This window comes from Wolbachia endosymbiont (group B) of Gerris lacustris, assembly GCF_964028355.1.
Lineage (GTDB): Bacteria > Pseudomonadota > Alphaproteobacteria > Rickettsiales > Anaplasmataceae > Wolbachia.
The window spans coordinates 1055383-1068794 of sequence record NZ_OZ034761.1 but is presented as its reverse complement, the minus strand read 5'-3'; the positions used below and the strand labels follow the sequence as shown (position 1 = coordinate 1068794).

The 13412-nt window shown below is 33.7% G+C and carries 9 protein-coding genes and 2 pseudogenes; 4 read left to right on the top strand and 7 right to left on the bottom strand.

The annotated features are described in order from the left end of the window. Window positions 1-212: 212 nt before the first annotated feature. Both ABWU62_RS05450 and ABWU62_RS05445 read right to left on the bottom strand, forming a co-directional pair. The gene (locus ABWU62_RS05450) at window positions 213-1373 is read right to left on the bottom strand and encodes a porin (RefSeq protein WP_353287771.1); all 1161 of its coding nucleotides are present in this window, start codon (window positions 1371-1373) and stop codon (window positions 213-215) included. A gap of 131 nt (window positions 1374-1504) precedes the next feature. Then, window positions 1505-1711: pseudogene (locus ABWU62_RS05445) on the bottom strand (transposase); the annotation flags it as partial. An 83-nt stretch (window positions 1712-1794) separates the two neighbouring features. On the opposite strand from ABWU62_RS05445, the gene ABWU62_RS05440 reads away from it, so the two are divergent. Continuing rightward, a protein-coding gene (locus ABWU62_RS05440) for an IS630 family transposase (RefSeq protein WP_353287619.1) occupies window positions 1795-2800 on the top strand; the annotation gives its coding sequence in 2 pieces (ribosomal slippage) (window positions 1795-2256 and window positions 2258-2800; 1005 coding nt in all). Between the two features lie 70 nt (window positions 2801-2870). Here the strand turns inward: ABWU62_RS05440 and ABWU62_RS05435 are convergent. Next, window positions 2871-3539 carry a RadC family protein gene (locus tag ABWU62_RS05435; protein ID WP_353287770.1) on the bottom strand — a complete coding sequence of 223 codons (669 nt, stop codon included), beginning with the start codon at window positions 3537-3539 and terminating at the stop codon, window positions 2871-2873. A gap of 169 nt (window positions 3540-3708) precedes the next feature. After that, entirely contained in the window at window positions 3709-4620 is a 912-nt protein-coding gene (locus ABWU62_RS05430) for a helix-turn-helix domain-containing protein (protein ID WP_353288178.1), read from the bottom strand. 129 nt (window positions 4621-4749) lie between these two features. Here ABWU62_RS05430 and ABWU62_RS05425 point away from each other — a divergent pair, with 129 nt between their 5' ends. Further along, entirely contained in the window at window positions 4750-5685 is a 936-nt protein-coding gene (locus tag ABWU62_RS05425; RefSeq protein WP_353287769.1) for an Rpn family recombination-promoting nuclease/putative transposase, read from the top strand. Window positions 5686-5706: 21 nt separating this feature from the next. Continuing rightward, window positions 5707-6938, top strand: a pseudogene (locus ABWU62_RS05420) (IS256 family transposase). Window positions 6939-7341: 403 nt separating this feature from the next. On the opposite strand, the gene ABWU62_RS05415 reads toward ABWU62_RS05420, so the two are convergent. Together ABWU62_RS05415 and ABWU62_RS05410 are read right to left on the bottom strand one after the other, a co-directional pair. Further along, window positions 7342-10641: an ankyrin repeat domain-containing protein gene (locus ABWU62_RS05415; protein ID WP_353287768.1), complete on the bottom strand. Its 3300-nt coding sequence runs from the start codon at window positions 10639-10641 to the stop codon at window positions 7342-7344. Further along, window positions 10631-10810, bottom strand: a complete 180-nt coding sequence (locus tag ABWU62_RS05410; RefSeq protein ID WP_353287767.1) for a hypothetical protein — start codon at window positions 10808-10810, stop codon at window positions 10631-10633. Before ABWU62_RS05410 ends, ABWU62_RS05415 begins: the two co-directional genes overlap by 11 nt. On the opposite strand from ABWU62_RS05410, the gene ABWU62_RS05405 reads away from it, so the two are divergent. Beyond that, a protein-coding gene (locus ABWU62_RS05405; protein WP_353287112.1) for an IS630 family transposase occupies window positions 10804-11809 on the top strand; the annotation gives its coding sequence in 2 pieces (ribosomal slippage) (window positions 10804-11265 and window positions 11267-11809; 1005 coding nt in all). The genes ABWU62_RS05410 and ABWU62_RS05405 overlap by 7 nt on opposite strands. Before the next feature lie 786 nt (window positions 11810-12595). Here ABWU62_RS05405 and ABWU62_RS05400 read toward each other — a convergent pair. Beyond that, on the bottom strand, window positions 12596-13393 hold the full coding sequence (locus tag ABWU62_RS05400) for a YgfZ/GcvT domain-containing protein (RefSeq protein ID WP_353288177.1): 798 nt from the start codon (window positions 13391-13393) through the stop codon (window positions 12596-12598). Between the last annotated feature and the right edge of the window lie 19 nt (window positions 13394-13412).

Sequence of the window (13412 nt, the reverse complement as noted above, 5' to 3'; positions counted from 1 at the left end):
TTATATATAAAAAAGAAAAAAGAGCACCTGAAGAGATGCGCTTATTGAAGGGTTTGGTTTGCTAATTAATAACTGTTTTCTCCTACACTTAGATTAGTAACAGAATGTCTTTTTATTGAAAATCTTATGTAATAGTTATTTTTATAATATTAAATATATTAACAACTCAATTTTACTCCCATTATTACAATACTTACATACCAGTTACTTCACTAAAAACTTAGCTTCAATCCGGCCAAAAGCACATACCCGGAGTTATTATCTTCCACTGCAGGCTCCTTAGTACTAAATCTTACAATATCAAAGTAATATGAAGTACCAACAGCCAATGGATATTCAAGACTGAAAGCCTGTGATGTTAATTCGTTTGTACCTTTGTCTGCAATATCCCTAACACTATTAAAATATGTTAAGCTCACTTTACGAGAATCAGAATGATAAGCAATACCTGCATTTACATAATGCATATTATTTGTCTCATGAGTACGCTTCTCACCAGATTTACCACCATTACCGTACGACAAAATGCAATCAAGTTCAAAAAGTTTTAGCTTCAAGCCAAAATTCCAGTGCAGTAATTGATTATGACACTGAAGATCACTAGAATTTTCGTTTGTACAGTCAGTTAAATTCTCTCTTGCAAATTCGCCAGTCAAAGCAGTAGTAAAATTTATTTCATCTGATAGGCCATTTTTATAGGAAAGACCGGCAGCTATTAGGTTGTTATATTGTAAATTATTCTTTCCTGGAACATAACTGAACCCAAGTTGAAAGTTATGAATTTCAGGAGAAATATAGTTTATCGTTGGTTGTTTTAACTTCAGCTCTAGTCCATTATAGTCGCTGTAAATATTGGGTTTTACCCAAAATACCTTGTCCTTATCATACCCAGGGTCATCATCTTTTTTTCCATTACCGCGCAAATTTGCATAGTTTGTCCAATGACCATTTATTCCTCCAGCAGCTGTATAAATTTTTGAAGTGTTAATTAACATACTCTGACTAACCAAACTTCCTTTACCATATTCAAATGATCCAAACTCCTGATTCTTTATGATAAAATACCACTTTTCCATTTCTAACTTTTCTATGTCTAGTGCCTTTAAGTTTGCAATACCAGAAACTCCTGCCTTAACATCAAAACCCATTTGAGTATTTGGATAAACTTGCTGCAAATAAAGAAAGCGCAGGTCTGAATAACTTGAGGTCTTGTCTTTGGTAGAGCTAAAAGAATCTCTGTTGAAAGCGTAGCCGAATCTTAAATCTATTTTTCCATCTAGTTCTGCATAAAATATTTCTTTATCCAGAATTACCCTAGCATCAGCACTTCCTCCTATGAAGAATAATAAAAATAGCGCAATTAGTAACCTCATAGGTAAGCTTAAATTTTTAATATAAGCTTAACAGAAATAAAAAACAACCTATATAGGCAACTTCTATAAGAATGTGCTAAAACTTAAATAAAATAAACATCAAAATTAAATAGTTATACCAACTCTCATTATTAATGAACCAAATAAGAAGCATTGCAGAGTTGTTTAACCGTGGAAGGGGAAAGAGAGGTAATAAATTTACACAAAGCGCTCTCAAGCAGAACAATTGTATCGTAGATTTTATTGCGCAAAATGTTCTGTTTTATATATAACCAAAACCTCTCAACAGGATTGAGGTCAGGTGAGTATGGTGGTAGGTATATAATTTCGATATTTTTATACCAATTCCCGCTATACAAGCAACGAATAGACAATAATGGAAAAAAAGCCATACTGGAGTAAGTAAAATAGCGAGGTTTAGATGGCATTAAGATCAAAATTATTGGATGAAAAAGTGGTGGAATCAGCAAAAGAGATGCTGAAGAAAGTAAGAAATAATGCGTATGTTGCAAAAAAACTAAATGCTGTAATTGCAGCAAAAAAGCACAGTATAACAGCTGTAGCAAAAATATGTTGCATTTCGAGAAAGGCAATTACTACATGGATAAAGCACATAAAATTTGGAAGAGAAGAAAAATTATTTTCTCCACCTCAACGCCGTAGAAAAACTATATTGAACCAAAGTCAACTTGAACAAATTGAGGTGTGGATGGAGGAAAACCCCAATATTACTATTAGAGAAATGAGAATAAGAATCCAAGAAAGATTTGGTTTGAATATCAGCAAATCCACAATACATCGTAATATGCAAAGAATGAAATTCTCATATATCACACCAAGACCAGTTCATAGTGGACAGGATAAAAATAAGCAAGAGGAGTTTAAAAAAAAACCTCAATGAAACTATTGTCATGCATTCTGAAAAAGAGCTATTTTTCTTCGATGAATCACGGTTTGGTACACATTCAAAAGTTGGACATGGGTGGTTTAAAAAAGGCAGTAGGACACAGGTTAAGGTAAAATTAGGTAGGGAAAATTTTTATCTCTATAGTGCAGTTAATCCCAGAAATGGAGAGAATTTTAGCTTATTTGCACCAAACGTCAACACTGCTTGTATAAATATATTCCTTGAACAGATGTCGCAATATTTAGGAATACGAAAGGCTTTTCTCGTGATGGATTGCGCTAGTTGGCATAAGTCAAAAAGTTTAAAGATACCTAAAAATATCGAAATTATATACCTACCACCATACTCACCTGACCTCAATCCTGTTGAGAGGTTTTGGTTATATATAAAACAGAACATTTTGCGCAATAAAATCTACGATACAATTGTTCTGCTTGAGAGCGCTTTGTGTAATTTTATTACCTCTCTTTCCCCTTCCACGGTTAAACAACTCTGCAATGCTTCTTATTTGGTTCATTAATAATGAGAGTTGGTATAAGTTTTTTTGCTACTGTGTAGTAGCCAAACTTCTCAAGCAATTGAAATTTGGTTTATAACAGCTCTCTTTCCTTAAAACTGCAATATCCTTTGTCTGTCATAATAATGTGATCCTCTAGCTCAATTCCCACTCCTTGACATGCTGACACTAATTCTCTAGTCATTACTTTATCATCTTCTGATGGTTCTAAACTCCCTCCCGGATGGTTATGAGCTAATATTATTGACGCTGCTTCCATTGATAACGCCTTTTTTACCACTTTCCTTTCAGATAGGTGTACTTCATCTATTGTACCAAAATACACTTCATCTCTTATCAGACGGTTCTGTTTATCCAAATATATTATCTGAACAGCTTCTTTTGCTGAAAAGCCTATATTTACCCTTACATACTCTATCAGCTTTTCTTGGCTATCCATTACTGGGCCTCTCTTTAATCCTTCTCTGAGTGCTCTCTTGTGAGCTTCTTTAACACATTCAATTGCTGCGGCTGCATATTCGGTCATTCCTTCTATCATTTTCAAATCATCGATTTCTCGTCCTAAAATTTCTCCTATTCCTGGGCAATTATCCATTAGAGTTTTAGTAACATCTTGTGCTTGCTTTCTGTCGTGAACTGCTCCTAGAAGCACTGCCATTATTTCACGATCAAACAGAGCACTTCCTCCTCCACTCTGTAATACTCTCTCTATTTCTTCTGTAAGTTTTTTACCATTATTCATAAAATATACTCCTCGTTAATAACAAATTGTTTTTAATTATTTACTGCTGTTTTTTATCAGCATTGGCATAAAGCCATAGATTTCGAGTGGAGTCAAATCAATTTCTCAATCTTTTTTACTTATTTTTTCATCAAGAAGTGAAGATATTAATATATGATGATTTTTTATTTTAAACTTGTTGAATTTCGTCTAAAGAGAGGCCTATCGTTTGCAAAATAATGTTGATTGGAATTCCTCCTTTCACTAAATCCTTTGCAATTTTCATTTTTTCTGCTCTTTTCACTTTCTCTTCGCAAATTTGTATGCTTTCAAACAGAGATTTTATTAGCGCATAGCGTAATTCTTTACTCCCAATTTTTTTGTATTCTTTTATTAAATCAGGTAGCTCATCTTCTACTATCTCATCTTCCTCTATGAGCAGATCTGTAATGCTAATTGATAATGTTTCTGCTATTGCATATAATTTTTCCAGTGGAATGGCCACACGTCCTTGCTCATAGTTGCTTATTTCGTCACGTGTTGTATCCATTTTCTCAGCCAAATCCTTTTGAGTATACTCTCTCACTAGTCTCCATTCTTTTATCTTCTTTCCTATTTGGCAGTAAATAGAACCTCCTTTTTCTTCAACACATTCATCAGCAGAGAGACCAATTGTTTTTGCAACAATATCAACAGAAACTCCTCCTTTAACCAGACCCTTTGCAATTTTTATTTTCTCTGCTTTTTTACTACTTTTCTCACTAATTTGAACAAACTTGGTTAGTAAACAAAATATCTTACGTAACTCTTGATCATTAATCTTTTTATATTCTCTTACTAAATTTAATATTTCTTCCCCCTCATCTTCAAGACAGATTTTTTCATTTGATACAGGAATAAGATCCTTAATATTAATTGATAATATCTCTGCCATAGCGTATAACTTCTCAATCGAAATTTTACGTGTTCCTTTTTCATATTGTAGTACTATTTGATACGTTACGCCGATTTTTCCCGCTAAATCTTTTTGAGTATAGCCTCGCTTTAACCTCCAGCTCCTTACTTTTTGTGCTATCTGATACCTTATAGAGATATTTGCCATAAATATTATACAGTTTAATACTACCAAATAAAGATATACAAAAGGGATGCTTCTTTCTATGTTTGAATTTTAGTTGAATATTTCTTCACAATTGTGTATAATTATCAATGCTTTTTAGGTTAATTCGTCATGGCTCTTTCGAAGTTTCTCGATCCCAAGAATGATATATCATTTAAGCGCATCTTTGGTACTGAAAAAAATAAAGATATTCTTATTCACTTCCTTAATGATATTCTCGGCTTTTCCGGAAAAAATGCAATACAGGATATAGAGTTTTTAAGTACTATTCAAGACCCTGATATTGCTTCTAAAAAACAAAGCATTGTTGATGTTCTTTGTAGAGATGAAAATGGGCTGCAAGTGATAGTTGAAATGCAGGTCGCTAAAACTAAAGGCTTTGAAAAACGTGCCCAATACTATGCCGCTAAAGCTTATTCAAGACAAGTTGATAAAGGCGATCAATACCATGACCTTAAGGAAATTATTTTTATTGCTATAGCAGATTGTATACTGTTTCCTGATAAATCCGAGTACAAATCAAAGCATACTATTCGAGATGAAGATACTAATGAACATGATCTAAAAGATTTTTACTTTATATTTATTGAGTTGCCTAAATTTCCAAAAACCAAAGAAGATCAGCTTTCAAGTATAGTTGAAAAATGGGTCTACTTCTTTAGATATGCAGACGAAACTAGTGAAGAAGAGCTAGAGAGAATAATAGGAAGTGATCTAATAATTAAAAGAGCATATGAAGAACTAAATAGATTCAACTGGTCAGAAAAAGAATTTATAGCCTATGAACAAGAGATCAAGCGTATTCGTGATGAACAGGCTGTCCTTGCTCAAAAACTCGATGATGCTACTCACAAAGGTAGACAAGAAGGCATACAAATCGGCCATGAACAAGGTAAAATTGAAGGTAAAATTGAAGGTAAAATTGAAGTTGCCAAAAACTCACTCAAGGCCGGTGTCTCTATAGATGTTATAACTCAAATTACCGGTCTCTCTCATTGGGAACGTTCAAAAAAGTGTGTCAAACCGAAAAAAAAAGTAATAAATTGATATAAAAAATGGAGGTTTGATATGAGTCAAGCAAATAGAACTACTGGTTTGGTAGATTATAAAGAATTAGAAACAAATATCCTGTCATCTATACGAGAAGGAAGACCATTGACAGGAAGAGATGGAGCATTAACACCGTTTATAAAAAGGTTGCTAGAGGCAAGTCTGGAAGGTGAAATAGAAAGCTACATGTCAGCTGAAAGTGAAGAAAATAACCGAAGAAATGGGAGAAACGCAAAAACTTTACGCACGAGTGCAGGCTCATTTGAGCTGCTAACACCAAGAGATAGGGAGGGAAGCTTTGAACCACAAATAGTCAAAAAAAGGCAAACAAGCCTACATCCAGAACTTGAAGCAAAGGTCTTAAGCACATATGCCAGTGGCATGGGATACAGAGATATAGCTTCACATGTTGAGGAAATATATGACCACAAAATATCAGCAGCAGAGATATCTAGTATTACCGATAAACTGCTACCAGTAATCAATGAATGGCGCAGCCGCCCACTGCAATCAGTGTATCCAATAGTATTTATGGATGGCATGTTTTTTAAGGTCAAGGAGGACGGACATTGCATAAGTAAATGTATGTATAATATATTGGGCATAAATCAAAATGGCAGAAAAGAAGTATTAGGTTTTTATTTGGCTGAAAGTGAAGGAGCTAACTTCTGGTTGGGAGTACTAAATGACCTCAAAGAAAGAGGAGTAGAAGATATTCTAATTGCCTGTATTGATGGGCTAAAAAGCTTTCCTACCGCTATAAATAGTGTATTTCCTAAAGCAGAAGTACAGCTATGCATAGTGCATCAGATAAGGAATTCACTGAAGTATGTATCTAGCAAAGATGTAAAAGTTTTCATAAATGATTTGAAAAAAATATATCGTGCTTCAAGTAAAGAGATTGCTGAGAATTATTTGCTTGAGCTGGAAGAAAAATGGAGTGAAAAATATCCCTTGGTTACAAAATCATGGCAAAACAATTGGGAAAATTTGTCTGGTTATTTTAAGTATTCTGGACCAGTTAGGAAGCTGATTTACACCACCAATCCAATTGAGGGATTGCATAGACAAATTAGGAAATTTACTAAAACTAAGGGCTCATTTACTAATACAAATGCCTTGTACAAAAGGTATATTGTGCTATAAAAAAGGTAGAGCAAAAGTGGACTACAGCTTTGCCTAATTGGTCATTAACTATGTCTCAGCTTGACATTTTCTTTCCCAACAGACTGAAAATTGAGTTGAACTAAAAATGCGGCTTGACACAGTTTATTTAACACTCCCCTCTCATTCTGAAATTTTGCAACTTAAGAAAAAAACATAATCCCTACTTATTCACTTAAACATTTATGAAAACCTTCTCTAAGTTAGAAATATCCCCTAATTAAGAATCTAGTGAACTGTCTAAAATGGCTATAAAGATTGCACATAGAATTATATAAACTACTATCATAACGTTACCCAAACTTCTATACCAAAGCTACGTGCTGTAAATTCAATATGGAAGACACATTAACCACTTAGCATTTAATGTCTACTTCATCCATTTTAGTATTAGAACCATCAAACTTGATACTGGGACCTACCACCCCCACTTTAAATTCTATTGTAAACTTTCCACTATTTGGCATATTATATCTTTCATATTCTCATTTACCTACTCAAATTATTTTCAAGCTTGGTTACTCTCACACCAGAAAGACAAGTTGATACTTTATCCTTTTGTAGGACATTTGTACAAAAGCGCTTCTTGGACTTTTCTAAAACTTTATCTAACCCAACATTACCACTAAATTCAACTCCTCTTTCCAAGCTTGCTATTATTTCTGGATACGCATCTTTAAGTTCAACACGTATTCTAGCTTGTTCTTTTGATTCTAGGTTTCTTATTTTATCTTCTACAAATGAATTAAATTTTTTAAGAGCAAATTCAACTGCAACTCTGCTGCTTGGCACAACTTCTACTCCTTTACTCATTAAACCTTGATAGCGTCTACTTGGAGTATTATCTAACGCATCGGCAACACAACTCGCAAGAGCAATATTTTCATTATTTAGGAATTTATTCCAACCAACAGATGCTGTACTTTGTGGTATGTTTTTATTATCACTTTTTACATTATTCTTGTCTGCAACGTTGTATTGAGAGGGTAATGCAGGAATTATAGAGAAAGTGCTGGCTGCTAATTTTTTCGCCCAAGAAATACAATTATTTATCCATGAAGATGGTCTTGTACCACTACTTGCTGCTACCTCAGGTTGATTACTTGAATCTATAGCAAGAGGTTTTCTTGACATATGATGACGAGCATGATCTCCATGGTGATGACGGCGTTTTCGTTGTACAGGTTTTTCTCTCTCTTTATTGAGTTCTTCCTCTAAATAATTTACAATATTGTTATATCCTTTATCTCTAGCAATACCTAGTGGTGTTTTACCATCCTTATCTTTAGCATTGATATCGGCTCCTTTACCTATAAGATACTTTACCATATCCAAATGTCCACCCCAAGAAGCCCAGTACAATGGTGTATGACCTTGTTTATCAGCATCATCAACGCTTACCCCCTTGCTCAGGAGAAAATCTATAATATTCTTATGATTGTCTTCAGCAGCACGATGTATAGGTTTTCTGCCAAAAACATTCTCAGCATTAATATTAGCACCTTTTTCTACTAAAAACTTTGTAACCTCTAAATTACCTCTTGATGCAGCCCAGTGTAGAGGTGTCCAACCATCTTTGTCAGCATCATTAATATCCGCTCCCTTACTGATAAAAAATTCTACAATATTTTTGCGATTGTTTATAGCAGCAACATGTATAGGCGTTCTACCAAGAATACTCCTAGCATTGATATTAGCTCCCTTTTCTAATAAAAACTTTACAATCTCTAAATGTCCTCCCCGTGCAGCCCAGTGTAGTAGTGTGCAGCCATATTTATCAGTAACATTAACACCACCCTCGTTCTCAACAATAAACTTGACTGTACCTAAGTTACCGATCCAAGCAAAATAGTATGCACCATGCTCATCCTTGCTCACCCCCTGAGCAATAAGACTTTTTATCCTCTCAAGATCACTACTTTGTACAGTTATTAATAATTCTTTATCTAAGTGTGCCTGCCTCAAAATCTTGATTATACTTGAGTCTGCAACATCTAGAGGAGTTCTATCATTACTATCTTCAGCATCGATATCAGCGCCTTTACTTATCAGATACTTCACTGCATTCAAGCGACCAAATCTTGAAACATAATGTAGACAAGTAGCACCATCATTATCCCTAACATTAATATCAACTCCTTCTTTTATAAGATACCCTGCTATATCTAAACGATTATTAATAAAAGCAAAATGTAACAGCGTCAAACCATCCTCACTTTGAATATCTAAACTAGCACCTTGATTTACAAGGTCTTGAACTTTACTAAGATCACCACTTTGTACTACAACCAATAGCTCCTTACATAATTCCAATTGTTTTTTACTTAAATATCCTATAACACTGATATGGTTCCTATCAATAGCAACGTCTAGTGGTGTTTTTCCATACTTATCCTTGATGTTTATATTTGCCTTTTTATCACGTACAAAATATTCTACTAAACCTAAGTAACCGTTCCAAGAGGCAAAATATAGAGGTGTTCTACCATTTTTATCAGCATCATTGATACTTGCCCCTTTTCTGAGAAGAACTTCTATGATATCTTTATTGTTTCTCTTTGCAGCACAATGTATAGGTTTCTCACCAAAAATGTTCTCAGCACTAATATTTGCACCTTTTTCTATCAAGAACCTTACAACCTCTAAATGACCTTTCAATGCAGATCCATGCATAGGTGTCCAACCATCTTCATTAGAAGCATTGACATCAACACCTTTCTCAACAAGATACTGAGCTATAGTCAAATACCCTTTCAATGCAGCGTTATGAAAAGGGGTATTACCATCTTTATCTTCAGCATCAACGCTAGCCCCTTGATTAACAAGATTTTTCACTTCACTAAGATTTCCAATCTTTGTAGCACTCAACAATTCTTTATCTAGTTCTGCTTTTCTTGAAGATCTTGTCGTATCTGAGTTGAGATCAGTATGTGAACTAGAGATATCCCTTCTTTTCACAGCATGCCCACAATCTTCAATATTCCATTTAAATTGATCACTCTTTGAATTCTTTGGAATCCAAGTAAATACTCTCCTCCTCTCGTCATCATAATTAAAATGATCAACAGCAGCATATAAATATTCGTTAAGTTCAACATTCATTATATAACAGCTGCTACCAATAGGTTCTATCTTCCATGTATCTCGTCCAACTCTGCCCCCCGGAATCCAAGTAAACACTTTCCTCCTCTCGTTATCATAATTAAAATAATCAACAGCACCGTATAAATATTCATTAAATTCAACATTCATTATAGAATAATCATCACCATCAAGTTTAATTTCCCATCTAAATTTATCATCCTTTTCATCTTTTGGAATCCAAGTAAATACTCTCCTTCTATCATCATCATAACTCAAATAATTACTAGCAGCATATAAATATTCATTATGATCAATATTTTTAATGCATACTTTTGACGCAAATACTATATTCTTTACTGACTCTGGTAATTTACTTTTTAGCCTTTTAAGATCAGATCTTTTTTCTGAATCGAGACTAGAATATTTATCAAAACTCGTTGCCTCTTTAATAGAGTAAGCTAACTTAAATATTGCACTATTATTTAAATCACCATTCCTTTGCATTGCATCAAACACAGCTACATAACCTGATATACTCTGATCAACATTATTATGACTGCGTACATAACTTAATATTTCTTTCGTATCTACTCTCCCATACACCTCATTTATAACTCCTTTAATTATATCATCAAACAGCTTTCCATCTGATTTATAAATTTCATTAGCAAGTTCATTAACTGAACTATACCTATTACGCAACATGCCATCCTTTAGCTTCTCTTTTGTTACACTTCTTATTGAATATCTTAACTCCTCTACAAAAAACTCTGCCCATCTTCTTATACCAATTCCCGCTATACAAGCAACGAATAGACAATAATGGAAAAAAAGCCATACTGGAGTAAGTAAAATAGCGAGGTTTAGATGGCATTAAGATCAAAATTATTGGATGAAAAAGTGGTGGAATCAGCAAAAGAGATGCTGAAGAAAGTAAGAAATAATGCGTATGTTGCAAAAAAACTAAATGCTGTAATTGCAGCAAAAAAGCACAGTATAACAGCTGTAGCAAAAATATGTTGCATTTCGAGAAAGGCAATTACTACATGGATAAAGCACATAAAATTTGGAAGAAAAGAAAAATTATTTTCTCCACCTCAACGCCGTAGAAAAACTATATTGAACCAAAGTCAACTTGAACAAATTGAGGTGTGGATAGAGGAAAACCCCAATATTACTATTAGAGAAATGAGAATAAGAATCCAAGAAAGATTTGGTTTGAATATCAGCAAATCCACAATACATCGTAATATGCAAAGAATGAAATTCTCATATATCACACCAAGACCAGTTCATAGTGGACAGGATAAAAATAAGCAAGAGGAGTTTAAAAAAAAACCTCAATGAAACTATTGTCATGCATTCTGAAAAAGAGCTATTTTTCTTCGATGAATCACGGTTTGGTACACATTCAAAAGTTGGACATGGGTGGTTTAAAAAAGGCAGTAGGACACAGGTTAAGGTAAAATTAGGTAGGGAAAATTTTTATCTCTATAGTGCAGTTAATCCCAGAAATGGAGAGAATTTTAGCTTATTTGCACCAAACGTCAACACTGCTTGTATAAATATATTCCTTGAACAGATGTCGCAATATTTAGGAATACGAAAGGCTTTTCTCGTGATGGATTGCGCTAGTTGGCATAAGTCAAAAAGTTTAAAGATACCTAAAAATATCGAAATTATATACCTACCACCATACTCACCTGACCTCAATCCTGTTGAGAGGTTTTGGTTATATATAAAACAGAACATTTTGCGCAATAAAATCTACGATACAATTGTTCTGCTTGAGAGCGCTTTGTGTAAATTTATTACCTCTCTTTCCCCTTCCACGGTTAAACAACTCTGCAATGCTTCTTATTTGGTTCATTAATAATGAGAGTTGGTATTAGTTGTCTATTATCAAAAAAGTGTTAAAATAGCAATTAATTATATTAGTTTTTATATAACTATATCAGCTTGGTTGCTTCATTGTTTGTTTCTTTTCTTTCAAAATATATCTAAATTGATCTAACCTTTCAAAATTATCCACAGTTTTTTTGTTCTCAATTATATATATATTAGTATTTGGAGATCATATTTATTATAAATCTCCAAAGTACTCATAATGCGTAAAATATGTATTTCTCTGGGTTATCAACTTAGTTATTAACAATTCTGTGAATAACTCAAACAAGAGAAAGGTACCTTTGCACAACCCAAGCAACTCCAATGAGTTAGTAGATTATTAATTATCTTATTGTATAGTTTTCTTTTTTCAAATAGAGGTCTATATGAGTAACATAAGTTTTTTGAGAGACATTGACTCCATTAGAAATGAAGTAGAACTATTGAATTCAGAATGTCTTGAACGAGCAAAAACGCGCCACCCAAACCATGACGAAGAATTATTAGAGCTGATGTGTATGGAACAATCTACACTCATGTCGTCTAAACTTGAATGTCTTCAATAGGAAGAAACAGAACTACAAAAGCTTGATTGCCTTAAGAATTTGGAAGAAGAATTTCAAACAACCTTGTCCGCACAAAAAGAAACACTTGGTGGTTCTGATCTCTTGTAAGTAAATACACATGAAGTATCTATTCAGTAAAGCTAAATAGATACTTCTAATCACAAATACTCAAACAAGAAAAAGGGGCTTTTACTCAAATAGATATTTTATAACGTCTTAATGCTAACTCCACCGACATATAAATTTGCGTGGCTTTTTCCAGTATTAAGCAATGCAAGACCGATATTATCTACACTAGAGCGCAGCTCCCCTACTTCCTCATTATTTTCATCGATTACTTTAGTGCCAATATTTGGAAGTGCATTATCCCCCTCAATAAGGTAAAGTTTTCTTCTAAATACTTCTTGTCTACTCATTCGATTTACAACTTCCTGACCTATATAGCACCCCTTACTAAAGCTTATACCATTTATCTTATCGATTAAGTATTGCAGCGGAAATGATAAATTCTGCACCATATCTTTTGCTCCATCTGGGACAAGGTTTTTAATTCTAACTTTTTCATACTGAATAAAATCTCCAACCGGTTCTTTTATTTCATCTTTATGTATGATCCTAATTCCCAAAGATTTGTGCCTTGGATCTTGAAAAATAACTTGCGACTCATTACTACTCTCTATTGACTTAGTGTTAAACAAAACTCCAACCTTATATAACGCGCTAACGTCTTTGATTTTCACTCTTAAATAAGTTTTTAGCAGATTTAATCTTTCAATTATCTCCCGTACATATACATTTTCACATTCCAAGAAAATATACTTACCATACTCAATAAGAAAAAAATCATATAGATATTTTCCCTGAGGACTAAGTAATAAAGAGTAAATGGCCTGCTGGCTACTTAGTTTATTAATATCATTTGTTATAACACCCTGAAGAAAATCTCTCGTATCTGGTCCGTATAAAGATATTACACTACGGTTTGCTAGCGGTATGTAACCCATAAAACTTCTATTCAAACCT